Below are 19,959 nucleotides of genomic sequence, written 5' to 3'. Positions count from 1 at the left end.
TATGCTTAATTTAATAATTGTACTAGCGGTCATTTTAATTGTTGCTGTAATATTCACAGCTTACCGTGTCACGACCTTAGTTGGTGTTGTAAAGAAGAAAAAAAGTGAAGGTTACGTTTCTAAAAACAACAGCCTTCAAGGAGTATTGATGTTATTGTTTCTTGTTGGGGGAATAGCTGCATTCTTCTATTTTTCAATCACAGAATACGATAACTACAATTTGCCGATTGCCTCTGAGCACGCAGTAATAACAGAAAACCTTTTCTGGATTACTATGTGGATCACAGTGGCAGTATTTATTATCACTCAAATCTTCCTTTTTGGATTTGGGTTCAAGTATCGGTACAAAGAGAGCAATAAAGCTCATTACTATCCACATAATAATAAGTTGGAGATGATATGGACATTGGTACCGGCAGTTGTTTTGGCATGGTTGATTATTTCAGGGTTAAAGCAGTGGAATGTGATCACAGGTCCTGCACCTGAAAATGCCGAGGTAATCGAAGTGATGGGTTATCAGTACGCATGGGCCTTCAGATATCCGGGAAAAGATGGCCAATTAGGTGATTATGACTTCAGAAAGATTGATGCAATCAATTCAATGGGAATAGATTTATCAGATCAAAGTGGTCATGATGATTTCATGCCTACACAACTTGTTTTACCAAAAGATAAGCCAGTGTTGTTGAAGATAAGAGGGCGTGATGTGATCCATAGTGTGTACAATCCGCATTTCAGAATGCAGATGAATGCTGTGCCGGGTATGCCTACTCAGTTCTGGTTCACACCTACGGTAAGTACAGCAGAGATGAGAGAGATTACCGGAAATCCTGATTTTAACTATGAGCTTGTTTGTAATAAGATTTGTGGTAAGAGTCATTATGGGATGAAGGGTATCATTACGGTATTAGAGCAGGATGAGTATGATTCATGGTACAAGGAGAGTCAGGAAAACACGTTTCTTAAGCAAAATCCAGATTACATCAGCCAGGTACCTGAGAATCTGAAAGAAGCTGCAAAAATTGCTGCTGGAATCGAAAACATTGAGAAAGAACAAAAAGTTACAACTGCTGCAAGCAGTTTTAAATAAAATCATATGTCAGTAACAGATATACAACTACAGGAAGATTTGTCGCATGATGATCACCACGATGAGCATCATGAGCAGGGGTTTGTAAGCAAGTATATTTTCTCGACTGATCACAAGACCATCGCGAAGCAATTCTTGATTACAGGAATTTTCTGGGCATTGATTGGAGGCGGACTTTCAATCATCTTCAGATTGCAACTGGGATTTCCGGAAATGAGCCTGGAATGGTTGCGACCAATGCTAGGGCAGTGGATCACCGAAGCTGGTAAACTTGACGCAGAATTTTATCTTGCATTGGTAACCATGCACGGTACCATCATGGTATTCTTCGTGCTTACAGCTGGTTTGAGTGGGACATTCTCGAATTTCTTGATTCCACTTCAGATTGGTGCAAGAGATATGGCCTCTGGGTTTATGAACATGCTCTCTTACTGGTTCTTCTTTGCATCCAGTGTGGTAATGTTCATTTCCTTATTTATTGAAACAGGACCTGCAGGTGGGGGATGGACGGTTTACCCTCCATTAAGTGCACTGCCACAGGCTATTCAAGGTTCAGGCCTTGGAATGACGTTATGGTTGGTGTCAATGGCACTGTTCATAGCATCGTCACTTCTTGGTGGTATTAACTATATCACTACAGTGATCAACCTCAGAACAGAAGGTATGTCCTTCTCCAGATTACCGTTGACAATCTGGGCTTTCTTTATCACTGCAATACTTGGACTACTTTCATTCCCGGTGTTGTTATCAGCAGCTTTACTCCTGATTTTTGACAGATCATTCGGAACAAGCTTTTATTTATCAGAGATTTACATAGCAGGAGAGGCACTTCCTAATGTAGGTGGTAGCCCTATTTTGTATCAGCATTTATTCTGGTTCCTTGGACACCCAGAGGTATATATCGTAATTCTACCTGCTTTGGGTATCACATCTGAAATCATCGCAACAAATGCACGTAAGCCAATCTTTGGGTATAAAGCGATGATTGGATCAATGTTAGGAATTGGCTTCTTGTCATTCATCGTATGGGCACACCACATGTTTGTGACAGGAATGAACCCATTCTTAGGGTCAGTATTTACGATCCTTACGTTGGTAATTGCGGTACCGTCAGCCATCAAAGCATTTAACTATATCACTACATTGTGGAAAGGAAATATCGTTTTCACGCCAGCCATGCTATTTTCAATTGGGTTGGTGTCCTTCTTTATTTCAGGAGGATTGACAGGTATTTTCCTTGGAAACTCGGTATTGGATATCAACTTGCACGATACCTATTTCGTGGTGGCTCACTTCCACCTGGTAATGGGTAGTGCATCGTTCTTTGGACTATTAGCGGGTGTGTACCACTGGTTCCCTAAGTTCTTTGGACGAATGATGGATGACAGACTTGGAAAAGTACACTTCTGGCTATCCTTTATCGGGATTTACCTGGTGTTCTTCCCACTTCATTACATAGGAATTGCTGGATTCCCAAGAAGATATTACTCATTTACTTCTTTTGAGACATTCAATATCTACGGAGATTTGAATGCGCTTGTAAGTGTCGCTGCAATTTTAACTTTTGCTGCACAATTTATCTTCTTGTTCAACTTCTTCTACTCCATCTGGAGGGGAAAGTTGGCTCCAGCAAACCCATGGAAATCCAACACACTGGAATGGACAACACCACGGTTTCCTGGACACGGAAACTGGGTTGGAGCGATACCGAAGGTATACAGATGGCCTTACGATTATAGTAAGCCCGGAGCAGAAGATGATTTCATTCCGCAAACAGTACCTTACTCACACACTCCTGAATCTAACCTTGAGCACGAGAATGAGCTAACGAAGGATGAAGATTTGACAGGAGTTGAGAAAGCTAATTAATCAAAAGAAATTTTTAAGAATCAATGCAATTACACTAGGATCAGTATTCGTACTGATCCTAGTTGGGAGCATTGTGCGTGTAATGGGTGCGGGCATGGGATGTCCGGACTGGCCGAAATGCTTTGGCTCCTACATTCCGCCAACCAGCGTTGAAACGCTACCTGAAAATTATCAGGATGTCTTCCGTGAACAGCGAATAGCTAAGAATGAACGACTATCTGGTTTGTTTAGCAAACTAGGCTATCAGGAACTTAGTGAAAAGATCACGAAAGATCCGGCGGTGTTGGTTGAGCACGAATTTAATGCGACTAAAGCATGGATTGAGTATATCAATAGGTTAGTTGGTGTGTTAATTGGTCTGCTAGTCTTTCTGAATATGGTTTTATCCTTCTCTTTTCGGAAAAAATCAATTTGGATTCCAATAATGGGTGTAGCAATCTTCATCCTAACAGGCTTTCAGGGCTGGGTTGGCTCGCTGGTTGTGTCTACAAACCTTCTTCATGGTTTTATTACGTTTCATATGCTACTGGCATTGTTGATTGTGGCCTTGTTGATCTGGATGAATGTGAAGGTGAGAGAATTGAAGACAATAAAACATAAACCACTTTTTATTATTGGATTGCTCACCACATTGTTATTCATTCCACAGATTATTCTTGGCACAGAGGTGAGAGGAGTGATCGATGACTTGCTGGTGTCCACAACTGGAAGAAGTGAATGGGTCAATTACCTGTCTACTACATTTTATGTTCATCGGTCTTATTCATGGCTGATTCTAATTGGAGTAGTAAGCATGTTTTATTTTGCTCGTAAGGTCGGGGAGGATTGGATTGTCCAACGATCTATGCAGCTAGTTGTGTTGGTTTTTATGGCTATGATTGCCGGAATTGCGATGGTTCGTTTCGACTTTCCATTTTGGGTACAACCCCTTCATTTAATTTTAGCAGTGGGTATCTTTAGCCTGCTGTTTTATTTAACTTTGCGTCTCAAATTCGAGAAATGAATACGGCTGTTTCACATATCGATATTAGCACTTCTGAGAAAGCACGTGCTTATTACGAATTACTAAAACCTCGTCTTTCCTTTTTAGTCGTTTTTTCATCAGGATTTGGCTATGCGTTGGCAAACCAATCCGTGTTGAACTGGGGAAGCTTCCTTTTATTCCTGATTGCCGGATTCTTGGTTTCCGGTTCCTCAGTTACGATCAATCAAGTGCTTGAACAGAAGTACGATGCGATCATGAAGCGGACAAAAAATCGTCCATTACCTTCTAATCGCATTACTGAAACAGAAGCCGTATGGTTTAGTATTCTGACAGGTATTGCCGGTTTAGCCTTAATGCTACTTGCTACCAACGTGTTAGCAACCGCATTGTCATTTCTGTCTTTACTACTTTATGCGTTTGTTTATACACCGTTGAAAAGAGTAGGATCCATTGCTGTTTTTGTGGGTGCTATTCCAGGTGCTTTGCCTCCATTAATCGGCTGGGCTGCTGCAAGCGGTGTGTTGTCTTATGAAGCCATGATCATTTTCGGTATCCAGTTTATTTGGCAGTTTCCTCACTTTTGGGCGATTGCATGGGTGTCTGATGAGGACTATAAGAAAGCAGGATTTAAACTATTACCGGGAGGTGGAGCCAAGGATTTAAGTACAGCCATCAATATTATGGTTTATACCTTGTTCCTGTTGCCCCTGGGACTACTTCCTACGATTTTTGGACTGACAGGTCTTACCAGCGGAGTAGTAGCTACAGTATGTGGGGTGTTGTTTTTAGCAACCACCTTCAGCCTAATGAAAGATACATCTAATCAAAAAGCCAGGCGCATTATGTTTGGCTCATTCATCTACTTACCTATTGTGCAAATAACCTTTTTAATTGACAAGATATGACAGGAGAGATAGAAGCAGGTAAGGTACGATCCATGCATCCCCAAAAATTCGCCATGTGGCTGTTTTTGGTTTCGGTAATCATGATTTTCATCTCACTATCGAGTGCCTATATTGTAAAGAAATCGGTAGGGGATTGGATCTATATTGATTTTCCGCCTTTGTTTAAATGGACCACTGCAATCATACTATTAAGTAGTGTGTCCATGCACTTCGCTTACATTTCAGCAAAGCGTAATAACATTCAGAATATACGAATAGGATTGGCTGTGACCGGTATTTTGGCTTTAGCCTTTATCGTAGGGCAAGTAAAAGCATGGGGTCAGCTGGTAGATGGAGGCTATCATTTTGTTGGAAACCCGGCTAGTTCATTTATTTACATATTTACAGGACTGCATGTTGTTCACTTAATTGGAGCGGTGATTTTTCTGTTGATTGTGTTGGCAAAAGCATTTAAATATAAAGTTCATTCAAAGAGCATGGTGCGAATTGAAATGTGTACTACTTTCTGGCATTTTCTTGGTGGACTTTGGTTGTATTTATACTTATTTTTGATTTTCAATAATTAAACCTAAAACCTAAAATAATGGCTGAATCGGCTGTAATAGTAGAAGAAAAAGGAAAAAATATCTGGAGAGGTGGTGTTTCACCTATGAAGGCAAGCTATGGCAAACTGATGATGTGGTTTTTCCTCCTGTCAGATGCCTTTACATTTTCCGCATTATTGATCACTTACGGATTGATCCGATTCAGTCACCCGGCATACGCAGGTGCGGTTGCTGACTTTAAGTTCTCGCAAGAGTATTGGCCGATTCCGGAAAAAGTATTTGAAGCATTCCCAGGGATGCATGCATTAGGAATTGAAAGCGCTCCACTTGTTTTTGTTGGTCTTATGACGTTCATTTTGATCGTTAGTAGTGTGACGATGGTATTGGCGGTAGAGGCTGGTGAGCGTATGGATCGAAAAGGAGTGGAGAAGTGGATGCTATGGACGATTCTTGGTGGTTTAACCTTCTTGGGCTGTCAGGCATGGGAGTGGGGTCACTTCATTCACGGTTCAGATATGTCAATGAATGCAGTAGGCAACTTTTTACAAGGTGCCGGACTTTCTCAAAATCAATATGGACCGCCAAACTTTGCCGCATTATTCTTTTTCATTACCGGATTCCATGGTTTCCACGTATTCAGTGGAGTAGTCATAAACTTCATCATTTTCTATCAGGCAACAGTGGGAGTCTTCGAAAGACGAGGGCACTACGAAATGGTAGAGAAAGTAGGCCTTTACTGGCACTTTGTAGATCTGGTATGGGTATTTGTTTTCACATTCTTTTACTTAGTTTAATCGCATAATAGATATATCAAATGGAGCAGCAAACGCAACAAGTTGAGGTAAAGCCGGTAAATAAGGCTAAGGTGAGAAATTTCATCAAAGTGATGTTATACCTGGCAGCTATTACAGCGATTGAATTCGGTATTGCATTTACAGTACCTCATGAGCATAAGTGGGTTAGAATATGGGTGTTCATAGCACTGACTATTCTTAAAGCGTATTACATAGTAGCGGAATTCATGCACCTTGGTCATGAGAAGAAGTCCCTGAAAATGTCCATAGTGCTTCCAATGCTTTTTGTAGTATTCTTTATCTTCATCATGATCTATCAAGGTGGAGCCATACTTGAAGCTCTTTATTGATCTGGCAACTTGAAGAACAAGGGGCTTAAGCGCATATTCATATTCATCGTTCTACTGGTACCAGTTGCATGGTACCTTATACTTCAGTTGTTTGGGGACAATCGGTTTTCTTTAGCCTTGATGGCAGAGATACCTTCCGAATGTCAGCAATTTGAAGAAATAACTATTGTATCCAAAAGTGATACCTTATCACTGGTGGAAACCAACTATATGAATAGGGTTATCTATGCCGTAGATAAGCGCAAAGCTACCTTGGTGTATGAATCAATATCTTTTTTTGATTGTATCAATCAATCTGACGTAGATCTTGTTTTAATAAACAAAGAGGGTCTCTGGGGAGGGTACGATCTTACCCGTGAAGGTGTGGATCAATTACTCACAGAGTTGGATATTTTAACACTTCAACAATCATATGGCAAAGGAACAAGCAGATAATAAAATCTACCTGAGGGTCATTTATTTGATATCCATTCTTATACCACTTGTTGTTGCATTTCTGATTTTCTTTCCGGCGAAACTGAGCATGACAGGAGATTGGGTGAAGATGCTACCAGGTGCGCATGCCATTATTAACTCACTGACAGTTGTTACGTTAATAGCTGCCCTAGTTTCTATAAAAAGGGGAAACATTAAAGCTCATCGTTCATTTATGTTTACGGCTCTGTTTCTTGGAGTGTTGTTTCTGATCTCCTATGTACTCTATCATTCCAGTGTTGAGTCTGTAAAATTTGGAGACCTGAATCATGACGGAGAATTAAGCGAAAAAGAATTGATAGAGGCAGGAACCAGCAGGGTAGTGTATTTGGTTATTCTTGCAAGTCATATTTTGCTATCAATTCTTGTAGTGCCGTTCGTATTATTCGCGTTTTACTATGCACTAACTGATCAGATTGATCGACATAAGAAGATGGTGAAATTTACGTATCCGGTTTGGTTGTATGTATCCATTACCGGGGTAATTGTTTACTTCATGATCGAACCATATTATTTTTAGAAAAATGAGGAAGGTTGTCATTCTTGTATTCTCGTTGTTCATTCCATTCATAAACTGGGCACAGTGCGCCATGTGCCGGACGCAAATAAAAAACAATGTGAGTGCAGGAGAGACCTCTATGGCAGAGGGACTGAATAATGGAATTATGTTTCTGTTCTTCACACCTTACATCGTCGTATTTCTGATGATTTTCCTTTGGTACAAATACAGTAAAACAACAAAGCGTGTCAGTCTTAGCGAGCGTATTAAAGGCTAAATGCCCCCGGTGCAGGGAGGGTGAGATTTTTACTCACTCCCCATTCAACTTAAAGAAAATGTCATCCATGCATACCAATTGTCCTAATTGCAATTTGAGGTATGAAAAAGAGCCGGGCAACTTTTATGGGGCAATGTATGTGAGCTATGGGTTTTCTACGGCGATCTTCTTAGTAACCGCATTTATCCTTTATTATTTCTTTAGCGACCCGCCATTGAATGTGTATTTAATATCCATTCTTGCAGCTGCACTTTTACTGTTTCCACTCAATTTCAGATACTCACGTGTGGTCTTTCTTTATCTCATTTGGAAGAGCTAAAAAGGATTAAAGGCTTGATTATTGTATATTCAAGCTTGTGAATCACAGGGTCTCATTTCTGCTACTTTTTGCGTGCCTGGTGGCTTTTTCTATCAATCACTTTTTTATTGATTGGGAGGAGTTAAAAAGCAAGAAGGCTATTGATAGCTTCGAGGAAATCGTTTCTCAGCAATATCAGGACCTTCAGAACTGGCGGGATGGTGAGGCTACTTCAAGTGATTTTAGAAAACGAACAATTTGTAATGGAAGATTAGAAGATTGGAGCGATAACAGACCTTTTGTATCCAATTTGACTCAGGACACTATCCAGATAGTTGAAAATGATCTTGGTATATTTCTCGTTCAGCAATTGGAAAGGGAAACGTGTATTTATGTTTCATGTCACCAATTGCTGGAGACTTATTCAATCACCAATCAATACCTAAATGAAAGTAAAAGCGCTTTACTCTATGATCAAATAACTGATCTGTCTGCTACCTCAGGCGAATATCATTTTAATAAGCTAATCTACTTTGACGTGGATTGGATGCCAAGCCGGCTAATTGATGTGCTTGTGACCATCATAATATTGGCGATCATTTTCTTTGAATATTGGAAGTTTAGTAAGGAGGGTATCCGCTTCTTTTGGGTATCAAGTATAGGTTTGTTACTTCTGCGATTTCTAACGCTCGCTTTTGATGCCTTTCAATTGCTTTTCAGGTACGAGATTTTTGACCCAATCAAGTATACTTCCTCTGTGGTCAATCCCACACTGGGTGACCTCCTGATCAACTGTTTGATATTGAATCTGATCCTCTTAGCCTCGGCACCATATCTTCAAAACATTAAGAGATCTAAATGGGGAGTTGTTTGTGTGAGTGCTTTCAATACCATTCTCTCTGGTGTTGTACTTCACGTTGCATGGAGTATCATTAGCCACTCGCAGCTCTCTCTTGATGTAGGACAATCCATTCAATTTTCTTTGCTGAGAGCAGTAGCTTACCTCTGCATATTGCTAGCCTGTGTTGGGTATTTCTACTTCACCTACCTCACCCTCAACTTAATTAGAAGAAGCCACTTCATTTCCCAGGCTATCATCGGGTCATTAATTGCAGCAGTGCTAATGGCTTTTGCAGACTTGTTGTCGATTTCGTTCAGTGTTGTTCATGTTTCAGTTTTATTGATCTCAATCCGCTATCAGTGGGGTAAATCCTTCAGAGAATTCACTTATGCTAACCTGCTTTTTATATTGATTTTCAGTGTGGGAGTATCCGCTGTGCTTGCATTCTGCATTTATAAATATGAAGAGGGCGCAGAACTGGATGCAAAAAAGAAATTTGCCAACTACCTGCTATTGAAGAGAGATGTTTTAGGCGAGTACTACCTCGATCAAACAATAAAAAAGCTTTCGTCAGATGAGACATTGGCACTCATTGCAAGCGAGCGAAGTAGGAAGGTGCTGGAAGAGAGAATAAGGAGTGAATTTCTAACTCCCTATTTCAATAAATATGACCTGGATATCGTTTTTCAGGACTATCAGCAACTGTCTTTGAACACTCGTTTCACGCGAGAGTACAGCCTGCTGACCCCTCAAAATCAGTCCGATTATGATAACATCTACTTTATAGATGAAGGAACAAACTTCAAATACATCTGTAAGATAAATGTGGGTGATCTTGTTGGCTTGATCATCCTTCAAATCAAAAAACGGGTCCCAACGAGTGTATATCCTGCACTTTTGACTGATAACAAATATTTCTCGGTAACTAATGATTTCGACTATGCTGTTTTTGCCGGTGATGACATCCTGTTTCATCGCAGTAAGTTTGGACAGGGAGAGTGGCCAACCGAAGAGGATTTTGAACGAGATGCACTTTACAAAAGAGGTATTGAAAAAAATAAACGTCACTACTATGGTGTGAAAACCAATGACGGAAGGACGATTCTAATTATTTCAAAGAAATATGAGGCACGAGATAGGCTTACCAATTTCTTCTTTTTCTTTCTTCTCCTGCTATTTTCCTTTGGGGTTTTTAGTGTGAGTAGCTCGGCTGTTGAGCATGGACTAAAATTCAATTTTACCAGTAAAATCCAGCTGTACCTCGGCATGGCTTTCGTCATTCCTTTGCTAATTACAGGCTTTGCTTTACTCAATACATTAAATACCTCATATCGTGAAGAAATCAATCGCAGTTACATCAAGCAGGCATTGTATATTTCTGAGATACTTTCGAATGAAATAGAAGAAGTCAGCAATGAAGTAGGTGCATATCGTTTGGCGGAGATCAGTAGTTATATTCAATCTGATTTGAGTTTTTACAATGAGTCAGGCTATCTAATTGCAACCAGTCAACCGGAAATTTTTAATCTTAAGTTGCAGGGAAACCTCATTAATCCAATTGTATTTGAAGAATTGGTAGTAAAAGAAAACCAGAGCATCATTGCTGATGAGAGTGTTGGTAGTCTGGATTATAAAGTTTGCTATGCGGTGGTAAACACCATCGATAATCAGGTAGCGGGGTTCATTGCTATGCCATTCTTCGATTCAAAAAATCACCTCAGACGTCAGCAAATTGAGGTATTTGGCAACTTGATAACCATATTTGGGTTCATCTTCATTATTGCTATCGTTTTTGGAAATGCGGTGTTGAATAATCTTCTTCATCCGCTTCGGATGGTGGCGGCTAAGATTCGAAGGGTCACCCTACAGGAGGTGAACAAACCTATAGAATATGAGTCTTCTGATGAGATTGGTTCCCTTGTGAAGGATTACAATCAGATGCTTGTGAAATTGGAGGATAGTAAACTGGCTTTGGCGAAAAGCCAGAAGGAAACTGCATGGAAAGAGATTGCGAAGCAGGTAGCTCATGAGATTAAAAATCCGCTCACACCTATGCAACTAAAAATCCAGCAGATGTTAAGAAAACACGATGCTGAATCCAAAGAGTATGAAACACTAACCTCACTGCTAACCCAGGTGGATACCTTGAGTCAGATTGCGGAATCATTCTCAGCTTTCGCGGAAATGCCAGCACCGGATAATCAGGTTTTTGATTGGGGAATGTTAATTAAAGAGGTTGTGGGCTTATACAGCGCTGAGGATGTAAAGATTCATCTAAATGCCGATTCCGGTGTTCAAATAGAAGCAGATAAAGATATTTTCAGGAGAATATTGAATAATGTCGTTCTGAATGCCATTCAGTCGGTTGAGGGTAAACAAGCGGAAATACATATCTCACTCGAAGAACGTTCGGGTAAAGGGCTGCTTTCTGTAAAGGACAATGGTAGGGGAGTTCCTGATGAATTGAGGGATAAGATATTCCTGAACTATTTTAGTACAAAATCAACAGGTAGCGGAATAGGCCTGGCCTTAGCAAAAAAAGGAATTGAAAATGCGGGAGGAAACATTTGGTTTGAATCAAAGCAAGGAGAAGGAACTACCTTTTTCATTTCCATGCCGCTGGCTGATTCCTAGTCTTTTTATACTCTTTTCATCGGCTCTTCACGCCCAAAATCTTAAGTGTAAAACTATCCCATCCAATATTCAGGTAAAACTTGATTCTATACTCATAGAGCCTGGATCTATTGAAGTAGCAGCCAGCTACGAATGGAATGATTCCACTCAGGTGATCAACATCAGGTCACAGCAACCAGAAGTTGAGGTCTGTTATCGAGTATTGTCACCTTTGCTCACCAAAGCCTATCAAAACAGGGATATCGCAGACTATGACGACTCCAGGGAAATAGAAATTATCTCAGGTCAAAACCCCGGTGTTGAAAAAGAAGAGCTCTTTGATTTCGGGGGGATGCAGAAATATGGCGCAATTACCCGGGGTGTTTCCTTCGGCAACCGACAGAGTTTGTTTGTGAATTCAAGTCTCAACCTACAGATGGATGGCAAGTTGGATGAGAACCTGTTCCTTTCAGCGGTCATCACAGATCAAAACGTGCCTTATCAGCCAGAAGGGAATACCCAGCAGATCAGAGATTTTGATAATGTTTTCATTAAACTCTATAATGATCGTTTTGATGTAACGGCCGGCGATGTAGTGCTTCAGCAACCAAGTGATGCCGGATACTTTTTGAGGTATTATAAAAACGTGCAAGGATTGCAGGCCAGCTATAGGGGGCAGTCAGGCAAGTGGAAACATGAATCTCGTGTGTCGGGCGCTTTGTCTAAAGGGAAGTTTAATTCAGCAGTTTTGGAACCCATTGATGGGCTGAACGGTCCTTACAAACTGAGAGGACCAAACGGGGAGCGATTCATTATTGTGTTGGCAAATTCAGAGAAAGTGTTTTTAGATGGAAAGCGTCTCGAGAGAGGGTTTGATAGGGATTATGTCATTGATTATAACCTGGGTGAAATCACCTTTAACAATCACATCGTGATCACTCAATTTTCCATCATTAGAGTGGATTTTGAATATGCAGAGCAGTTTTACAGTCGAACGAATCTTTCAGCATACCAGTCAGTTTCAAACGAAAAGGTCCGTTTGTATGCCAATTACTATCGGGAGAGAGACAATCCAAACACCAGTTTCGGCTTTAGTTTGAATGAGACGGACCTGGATCAACTACGTTCAATAGGGGATAATATCGATCAGGCATTTGTGACCGGATTTGATTCAGTGCGATTTTCTGAGAATCGCATTCTATACATCAAAAAAGATACAGTGGATCAGGATGGAAACCCTCAGGAGATCTTTCAATATTCGACAGACCCATCAGCCGAATTGTTTAGCCCAACCTTCTCTGATGTTGGATTTGGTAATGGGAACTATTTATTAAGGGAAACGACGGCTAATGGACGCGTATACGAATGGGTTTCTCCGCAAAGCGGTGAGGCGCAAGGAAATTATGAGCCGGGTGCTTTTATTCCGTTACCCAACAGCAGGCAAATGATAACGTTAGGAGGAGAGGTTCAATTATCAGAATATGAATCTGTCAAAAGTGAGGTGGCTATTTCTAATACAGATCAAAATCTTTATTCACCGGTGGATGATAATGACAACACCAGCAGGGGGTACTTTACATCTATCCAAACCTCAGGAAGGTCGGCACCTCTTCCTGGTTATAATTGGCTGGGCTCTCTGGCTATGGAGCTTGATGAAAAGGATTTCACCTTTATAGACCGTTACCGATCCATCCTGTTTGATCGGGACTGGAATTATACCCCTGACCGAAATGAGCAGTCGCAGGATTTAATCCTTTTTGCTAGAGCAGGCATAGAAAAGAATAATGAAAATCGGTTTATCATGTCTGCTAATCGTCGAAAGCGTGCAGATTTTATTGATGGTTGGCAGTATACGCTTGACTTTAATCAGGAAGTCGCTGATGTCAGATTGGTTTCCACTCACTTTTTGCTCGAGAATCAACAGGTAAATCGTACGACAGATTGGGTCAGATCTAAGTCGGACCTGAGTTATCGAAAATGGAAGATCGCTCCGGGCTACCAGTTTGACATGGACGAAAACGAAATTCAGGCTGGCGATAGTGTGGTGAGCTCATTGATGCACTACAGTGCACATGAAGTATACCTGGCAAGCACAGATTCATCTAAATCCAATTATCGAATTGGTTATCAGCTTAGAAGCGACAAACGACCTGTCAATGGAAACATGGTGGATTACCTTTTCTCCAAAAACCTGCGCACTTCTTACAGCCGTAATGGAGAGAAAGGGAGTTTTACTGCTGATTTTAATTACCGACAGGTGGAAGATAAGCTCGATCTCAACCTGGGACAGGATGAGGTGATCAACGGACGAGTCAATTGGGTTCAGAACTTCCTGAAACGGAATCTGAGGTCAAACTTTTCTTACTCCACTGGAAACAGTCGGGAGCTTCGGCGGGAGTTTGTCTACCTCCCTGTGGCTACAGGAGAGGGGACCCATACCTGGAGAGACACCAATGGTGATGGGGTGCAGGATCTGAATGAATTCTTTGAAGCAATCAATCCGGATGAACGTAATTACGTTAAGATTTTCACCCCTACTGACGATTACATCACATCCTTTCAAACCTTCTACTTGCATACGATTGATGCACGATTTCCATCCAAATGGAGAAGCCATGGAGGTTTTAAGCAATTTGCTTCCAAACTTTCTGCTAATGTCAATTTCAATGTCAATTACAAAACCACCTCAGAATCCTACAGTGATCGTTTAAATCCTTTCACAGTTGATTTGGGTGATGAGAATCTGGTTTTTACTCAAAATGTGAAACGATACACGCTGTTTTATAACCGAAACGGAAGAGGCTTTGCAGGTGATTTCACTCACCAAACATCGGATAACAAACAGTTGCTGGTTCAGGGGTTTGAAACGAGAGAAAAATTGGAATGGATTTCAAATGCTAAAGTAGATTTAGGTTCTGAATACACGTTTCGTGTCACTACCTCGCTTGGCAATTTGCTAAACCAATCTGATTATTTGGACTCACGAAACTTTGAGATCATCACATACACCTACAGTCCACAATTGATCTGGCAGCCATCCAATGTATTGCGCTTAATTGGTAGCTATGAGCGAAAGACAAGAAGGAATGAATTTACTGAGTCATCATTAGAATCCGCACTATCTAAGGTGTACAAGACCGAGCTGACCTGGAATCAGGCAGGTAAGGGCTCCTTGCGTGGCACCTTTTCCATCGTTCAAATTGATTTTACTGGTGATCCATCTTCTTACCTCGGGTATCTGTTGTTAGATGCCTTACAGCCTGGAACGAACCAGACGTGGCAGGTTAACTGGCAACAGAAAATCTCAAAAGGAATGCAGCTGTCCCTTCTTTACAATGGCAGAAAGTCTGAAGATGCATCCGCTATCCATACAGGAAATGTGCAGGTGACTGCATTCTTTTGATCAGCAGAAAGGATCAGTTGATTGGCTTGTGCACAAACACCGGACAATTGAGCTTTCTTTGTGATTTAGGAGGTTTGTATCTGCTTCTAGGAAACTTGAAGTTGTAGATCAGCGAAAATTCATGCGCACCACCTCCCGCTACCGGATCAAGCTTAGAAAGGTTAAGGTCGAAGCTGTAACTAAACTCAAAATTGTAATACTCTACACCGGCCTGTAGGATGACTGCATCCTGATTGATCCGACCAAACGAATCATTTACGAATGGCATTCCTCTGTAATAAAGGCCTATGATCACAGGCTGAAGATGAACAGAAGCTCCTGCATCCAGCTGTTGGAAATCGCCTTGTCTTCGATACAAGATACTTGGTGCGATTGTAGGAGCAATTGTGCCTATTGGTATGAGTTTCTGAAGAGGATATCGGCTACCGATATGAAAAGAGTAACGAATAGCTAACTTGTCTGTGCCTTCCAATAGTGATTGATTCGGTTGAGTTAAGTGGTCAATGGCCACCCCAAACCAATTTTTCTTGGTGTAGATCAATATTCCGGTTCCGATATCCCAATAATTTTGTAATCGAATGGAGTTGACCTGAGGATCTTGCGAGGGTGTTCCATCCACACCGAAATCGACCTGATCTCCAAGAACCAGCTTAGACCTATCTATATCTCTAAATACATAGCCGAATTTCAGTGCCGGGCGTATCACTACCTTGTCATTGATATTTGCGGAGTAAGCATAAATAAATGATGTGGTCGTGTTTTGCAGACTCGCTGATCCTTGGCTGTCCTGGTGAATCAGCACGCCAAAACCGCTGTTGATATTGTCTCCATTATAGTCAAGTGATACAGTAGAGTTAGTGAAAGCCTGCGGCAAGTTGGGCCATTGAATCCGATGAATCACCACTGCTCGCGTGTTAGCTGCTGTGCCAGCAAAAGCAGGATTCAGATAAAGTGGGTTGGAGTAAAACTGTGAGTACTGCGCATCCTGACCCATTGAAAGGGCGATTGTAAACAAGAGGGTGATATAGGAGAGTATTTTCTTCATCGAATCAGAGTAACGTCTCCTACTTTTATTACATCTCGCCCGTCTGAATACCTCAGCTCCAGTTTGTAAACATACACACCGGAAGGTGCTAATTGATTTCGGTAATAGCCGTCCCAGCCAACATCTTGTGAGTTGCTCTCAAAAACCAACTGGCCCCACTTATTGTAAATGAGCATTCGAAATCTTTCCACTCCTTCAAGACGAGGCAAAAACACATCATTGATTCTCGATGGATCATTCCCATTTGATCCTACATTCCCACCTGTAGGCCCATTCAGGCTAGGGGTAAAGGCATTTGGTGTGTTTACTTGCCCCCCAGAGATGGCCTCTATTTCTGCCGATCGGAATAGGGTGTCAACACATCCAAAATCATTCGAAGCAATTAAGGTGATATCATAGAAGCCTTCTTCGGTATAGGCATGGCTTGGACTTTCTTCAGTGGATGTTGTTCCATCACCAAAATCCCATTGAAAGTTGGTAGCATTCTCACTTAGGTTTCTAAATACAGCTTCCTGATCTGGTATGTATACTACGCGGGCAGAAACAAGGAAATCAGCGAAAGGCCTTCCATAAACATCGATGTATTGTTCTTTTTCAATTTCCGAGGTTTCTCCCACTTCGTTTTCTCCCCTCAACCTTACGGTAAAATTCCCATCCTGAAAGAATGTGTGTGTCGGATTATCAGACCTGGATATACTACCATCTCCAAATTCCCATAGATATTCGCCGGGTTCTGCAAACTGTGAAAGGTTAGTGAATTGCACGGTTAGGGGTGCACAGCCTTCCAACACGTCCGCCTCAAAATCAAGGACTGGAGCTGTTGGAAACACTGTGAGCGATTGAGAAGTCTCTACCGTACAGAAATCATCAGTAACCTCAAGCGTGATTTGGTAGGTGCCGAAGCGATTATACTCGTGAGTGCCCGGGTTCTGATCAGTAGAGGTGGTACCATCACCAAAATCCCATAGGTATGTTATATCAGGCCCGGTGGTGCTGTTATTGGTGATTGTGATGGTGTTGTCCGGAAGCTGTAACTCCGTCGGATCGATGGTGAAGTCTGCTACTACAGAAGGGCGCTCTTTCTCAATGGTTTCATTGACCACCTCAGGATCACTTTCACACGAAGCTAGGTTGGTGGTCACCAGCGTCATCGTTGCAATAAAATCTGAACCGGTATTCACCTCTCGATTAAAGGATACTTGAATCTCATCATTTCCACCAAAAGCAGCATCTGGGACTGGGTTGAAAGACCAATCATAATTTGCCAGTCCCTTTTGAGTCGCTTCAAGTGTGAAGTTTACCTGATCGCATTCGTCTTCTCGACTCGCTGTAAACGCAGCATCTGGTTGTGGACTGATTTGGATATTGAACGTGTCATTGGAAATGCAGACACCTGCTTTTTCAGCTTCAAGCACCATCTGGTAGTTCATAATGGTGTTACTTATGTTGACAATCTGATAATCGAATTCATTGAAATCAGGATCTGTATCAGGTACTGTAACCGGGTATCCAGCCAAAACACCGTTTTGATCCATCAATGTCCAGGTGTATTCATCCGCATTTAGGCTGGCCGTTTCTGTATCAACGATCATGGTGCTGTTCCATGGAGAGCAGTTCGTAGCAAAGAAATCATAGGATGGGTCTGAGAATTCAGCTTCCTCGTCTGGCGAGACCTGGATGGTCTGAATCGGACTAAATGTGATGCAGCCATCAGTTGTTTCAGCTCTTATTTGTATTTGATAGGTTCGAATGGTGTCATCAGGATTAACGAATGCAAAATCAAGGCTCGCCAAAGGAAAAGGATCGGACGAGGCAAATCCGGATGGGGGATGAGCTACCTCCAAACTATAATTGGTTGTGAGTCCCACATTGCTTGATAAATTGTTGAAAGTCACAATATCACCAGGACAAACCTCTGCGCCAGCATTATGCGAAAATTGAGCGTCTGGATTAGGGTTTACAGTCACAGGCATGGTGATAATGTCCGAACAGCCTCCTTTTTCTGTTGTCATTCGCAGAGCAACTGTGTAAGTGTTTGCTATTGAAGTGGCAGGCTCTACTCCGGTCGCAATGTCTGTTCCATCCAGGTACCAATCGAAATCTGAATTGTCGGTCCGAACCAACTCAATATTGAACGATCCATCATAGCTGAAATCCCACTCCCAGGTATCTACCTCATCATTGTTCACCTGAGTGGTAAGATCGGTGGCGTTTGCAATAGTTGAAAATGAAGTGCGGGCTCCTTCACACGCCTCATTCGTGGTGAAATCAGGTGTTGGCTGTCCGTAAACAAAGATCGTATCCTGGGAGATACTTCCACAAAGCGTTGAGGTGTTTCGTGCTATAAGTCTCACAATTACATATTCCTCATTCGTATACGATCGAGTAAAGTCTGGTATGTTAGAAGAGGTATACACTCCACCTGCTGGTTGGGTATCGTCCGGGGTTCCGCTAGTAGGTGGGTTTCCTTCAACGTAAAATTCATAGAGCAGCTCCGTGTTTGGTACCAGTGTGGTGTTGTCCCTGAATCCCACGGTGAATGTATCTCCTCCTGTCTGGCAAAAGTCTGGTGCTATGGTTGTGGTAAAGCCGGCATCATAAAAATCAAAGTCTGCAATGGCATCCGGAGAGAGGGTAATGACATCATCATAGACCACATCGCATACGCCATCAGCATTCGGATCGGTCGCGATGAGTCTCACTAACTTAGACCCGCCCGTGTTAAAACTATAGGTTGGATTAACATCAGTTGATGTATTTAAAAGAGGATCCGTATCCGCTGGCCCATCATAAAATTCCCAGGTGTAATTGTAAGGTCCACCAGCAGTGAGATTTTCAAAGTAGATATCCGAATCGATACAAAACTCTGTTAAGACTGGTCCGCCGGGTCCACCATCCCTGGCTTGATAGGAGGGTGCTGGCGGTGGAATGATGGTGAAAAACACAGTCTCAGAAACTGCATCTTCGTAGTTGGGGTCAAGTGGATCTCCATTGTATGGATTGCAGGTGTTCCAATTGAAAAGAGTTACTTCAAAAGTACTCCCTACTGCATTGAGCGCATTGGCAGGGGCAGAGATTGGTAGCGAAATGTTATTGGGTACGTCTGCCGGAAACGGCACTTCCAGTACCTGTCCAAAATAGGCAGCAGTGACCATTAGGCCAGCTGTTCCCCGGGTGTCTGGTGATGCGATATTGCCTGAACCATCAGTCAACACCTGAGTGCCTCCATCTTCCAGGGTTACGTCTCTTATCCGGCCCACAGCGGGTGCGGGATCTGTCCCATACACAAATTGTGTCCAACGTGAAATCTGATTAGGGTTGTCTGGATGGTCGGCTATGTTACAGTTGAAGGTGGAGGCGTCTGTAAATGACACGTTGGTGATCGCCGTATTCTCACAGACATTGTAGGCTCCCGGATCGATGGCGATGATGCCACCGTTCTGATCATCGACATTCCAGGAAGGTACGATCTGAGTCTGTTCGGAAGATTCACACTCATCACCAGCTACGATGATAAATGCCTGGGCCTCAAAAAAGCATTCGGGCCCGGTATCCGGGTAGAGGAATGGTAAGGAAGTGGCCTGATATGTTCGGTTCCCGTTGGAGACAGTCAACCCTGCTCCAGAAATCGTTTGTGTTGTATTGCCCGGATCGTTCCATCTAAATTCGATTTCTATATCCGCTGGATTTTGTGGGGCATTAAAGGTATAGGTAACCTCAAACGTATTTACAGTGACAGGCGCACAGGTTCCGTCAGCACTAAAATCAACACTGATGGTGGTGCTAAGCAGGCTACACTGGCCATAAGCCAGTATTCCAAAAAGTATGAGGGCTGTGGTGAGTGTTAGATTTAGCCTCATAGTTAGAATGGTAATTTTGGAAGAATAAATTTAACTCTTCCAACTAAGGTACACAGTTATAATGTGTGATTTTCTTAAATATTGTGACAACCTTTAAAAAGTGTGAGGATT

At 42.0% G+C, this 19,959-nt stretch carries 15 protein-coding genes; 13 read left to right on the top strand and 2 right to left on the bottom strand.

The window, feature by feature from the left end; translation table 11 throughout:
• Position 1 precedes the first annotated feature (1 nt).
• From ACXAH9_RS08920 to ACXAH9_RS08860, 13 genes are read left to right on the top strand one after another with little or no spacing between them, the layout of a single operon-like run.
• Positions 2–1,090 (top strand): cytochrome c oxidase subunit II, encoded by a 1,089-nt coding sequence (locus ACXAH9_RS08920; protein WP_474894513.1) that lies wholly within the window; start codon positions 2–4, stop codon positions 1,088–1,090.
• A gap of 6 nt (positions 1,091–1,096) precedes the next feature.
• Positions 1,097–2,959 carry a cytochrome c oxidase subunit I gene (locus tag ACXAH9_RS08915; RefSeq protein WP_474894512.1) on the top strand — a complete coding sequence of 621 codons (1,863 nt, stop codon included), beginning with the start codon at positions 1,097–1,099 and terminating at the stop codon, positions 2,957–2,959.
• Positions 2,943–3,962: a COX15/CtaA family protein gene (locus tag ACXAH9_RS08910; protein WP_474894511.1), complete on the top strand. Its 1,020-nt coding sequence runs from the start codon at positions 2,943–2,945 to the stop codon at positions 3,960–3,962. Before ACXAH9_RS08915 ends, ACXAH9_RS08910 begins: the two co-directional genes overlap by 17 nt.
• Positions 3,959–4,849, top strand: a complete 891-nt coding sequence (cyoE, locus tag ACXAH9_RS08905) for a heme o synthase (protein WP_474894510.1) — start codon at positions 3,959–3,961, stop codon at positions 4,847–4,849. Before ACXAH9_RS08910 ends, cyoE begins: the two co-directional genes overlap by 4 nt.
• Positions 4,846–5,415: a cytochrome c oxidase subunit 3 gene (locus ACXAH9_RS08900; protein ID WP_474894509.1), complete on the top strand. Its 570-nt coding sequence runs from the start codon at positions 4,846–4,848 to the stop codon at positions 5,413–5,415. Before cyoE ends, ACXAH9_RS08900 begins: the two co-directional genes overlap by 4 nt.
• Before the next feature lie 17 nt (positions 5,416–5,432).
• Positions 5,433–6,188 carry a cytochrome c oxidase subunit 3 gene (locus tag ACXAH9_RS08895; protein ID WP_474894508.1) on the top strand — a complete coding sequence of 252 codons (756 nt, stop codon included), beginning with the start codon at positions 5,433–5,435 and terminating at the stop codon, positions 6,186–6,188.
• Positions 6,189–6,208: 20 nt separating this feature from the next.
• Positions 6,209–6,538 carry a cytochrome C oxidase subunit IV family protein gene (locus ACXAH9_RS08890; RefSeq protein WP_349567389.1) on the top strand — a complete coding sequence of 110 codons (330 nt, stop codon included), beginning with the start codon at positions 6,209–6,211 and terminating at the stop codon, positions 6,536–6,538.
• A 9-nt stretch (positions 6,539–6,547) separates the two neighbouring features.
• Complete coding sequence (locus ACXAH9_RS08885) at positions 6,548–6,973, top strand: hypothetical protein (protein WP_474894507.1); 426 nt, start codon at positions 6,548–6,550, stop codon at positions 6,971–6,973.
• Positions 6,951–7,532: a DUF420 domain-containing protein gene (locus tag ACXAH9_RS08880; RefSeq protein ID WP_474894506.1), complete on the top strand. Its 582-nt coding sequence runs from the start codon at positions 6,951–6,953 to the stop codon at positions 7,530–7,532. The genes ACXAH9_RS08885 and ACXAH9_RS08880 overlap by 23 nt, the downstream gene beginning before the upstream one ends.
• 4 nt (positions 7,533–7,536) lie before the next feature.
• Positions 7,537–7,788 carry a hypothetical protein gene (locus ACXAH9_RS08875; protein WP_474894505.1) on the top strand — a complete coding sequence of 84 codons (252 nt, stop codon included), beginning with the start codon at positions 7,537–7,539 and terminating at the stop codon, positions 7,786–7,788.
• Between the two features lie 58 nt (positions 7,789–7,846).
• Positions 7,847–8,107, top strand: a complete 261-nt coding sequence (locus tag ACXAH9_RS08870) for a DUF983 domain-containing protein (RefSeq protein WP_474894504.1) — start codon at positions 7,847–7,849, stop codon at positions 8,105–8,107.
• Positions 8,108–8,144: 37 nt separating this feature from the next.
• A complete protein-coding gene (locus ACXAH9_RS08865) occupies positions 8,145–11,561 on the top strand; it encodes a sensor histidine kinase (protein WP_474894503.1) in 3,417 nt (1,138 codons plus the stop codon).
• Complete coding sequence (locus tag ACXAH9_RS08860; RefSeq protein ID WP_474894502.1) at positions 11,479–14,943, top strand: hypothetical protein; 3,465 nt, start codon at positions 11,479–11,481, stop codon at positions 14,941–14,943. Before ACXAH9_RS08865 ends, ACXAH9_RS08860 begins: the two co-directional genes overlap by 83 nt.
• A 13-nt stretch (positions 14,944–14,956) precedes the next feature.
• On the opposite strand, the gene ACXAH9_RS08855 is transcribed toward ACXAH9_RS08860, so the two are convergent.
• Positions 14,957–15,988, bottom strand: coding sequence for a PorP/SprF family type IX secretion system membrane protein (locus ACXAH9_RS08855; RefSeq protein ID WP_474894501.1), 1,032 nt, complete (start codon positions 15,986–15,988; stop codon positions 14,957–14,959).
• Entirely contained in the window at positions 15,985–19,848 is a 3,864-nt protein-coding gene (locus ACXAH9_RS08850) for a PKD domain-containing protein (RefSeq protein WP_474894500.1), read from the bottom strand. Before ACXAH9_RS08850 ends, ACXAH9_RS08855 begins: the two co-directional genes overlap by 4 nt.
• Positions 19,849–19,959 lie beyond the last annotated feature (111 nt).

It is taken from the genome of Ekhidna sp. ABH4_415 (assembly GCF_056161305.1).
Note: the sequence above shows the minus strand (reverse complement) of the source record. Positions and strands in the feature narration are given on the sequence as shown.

What these genes read in the sequence shown, in the direction of transcription:
- ACXAH9_RS08915 (WP_474894512.1), top strand. Translation starts at nt 1,097, where the DNA reads ATGTCAGTAACAGATATACAACTACAGGAAGATTTGTCGCATGATGAT.
- ACXAH9_RS08880 (WP_474894506.1), top strand. Translation starts at nt 6,951, where the DNA reads ATGGCAAAGGAACAAGCAGATAATAAAATCTACCTGAGGGTCATTTAT.
- ACXAH9_RS08875 (WP_474894505.1), top strand. Translation starts at nt 7,537, where the DNA reads ATGAGGAAGGTTGTCATTCTTGTATTCTCGTTGTTCATTCCATTCATA.
- ACXAH9_RS08855 (WP_474894501.1), bottom strand. Translation starts at nt 15,988, where the DNA reads ATGAAGAAAATACTCTCCTATATCACCCTCTTGTTTACAATCGCCCTT.
- ACXAH9_RS08890 (WP_349567389.1), top strand. Translation starts at nt 6,209, where the DNA reads ATGGAGCAGCAAACGCAACAAGTTGAGGTAAAGCCGGTAAATAAGGCT.
- cyoE (WP_474894510.1), top strand. Translation starts at nt 3,959, where the DNA reads ATGAATACGGCTGTTTCACATATCGATATTAGCACTTCTGAGAAAGCA.
- ACXAH9_RS08870 (WP_474894504.1), top strand. Translation starts at nt 7,847, where the DNA reads ATGTCATCCATGCATACCAATTGTCCTAATTGCAATTTGAGGTATGAA.
- ACXAH9_RS08895 (WP_474894508.1), top strand. Translation starts at nt 5,433, where the DNA reads ATGGCTGAATCGGCTGTAATAGTAGAAGAAAAAGGAAAAAATATCTGG.
- ACXAH9_RS08860 (WP_474894502.1), top strand. Translation starts at nt 11,479, where the DNA reads ATGCGGGAGGAAACATTTGGTTTGAATCAAAGCAAGGAGAAGGAACTA.
- ACXAH9_RS08920 (WP_474894513.1), top strand. Translation starts at nt 2, where the DNA reads ATGCTTAATTTAATAATTGTACTAGCGGTCATTTTAATTGTTGCTGTA.
- ACXAH9_RS08850 (WP_474894500.1), bottom strand. Translation starts at nt 19,848, where the DNA reads ATGAGGCTAAATCTAACACTCACCACAGCCCTCATACTTTTTGGAATA.
- ACXAH9_RS08900 (WP_474894509.1), top strand. Translation starts at nt 4,846, where the DNA reads ATGACAGGAGAGATAGAAGCAGGTAAGGTACGATCCATGCATCCCCAA.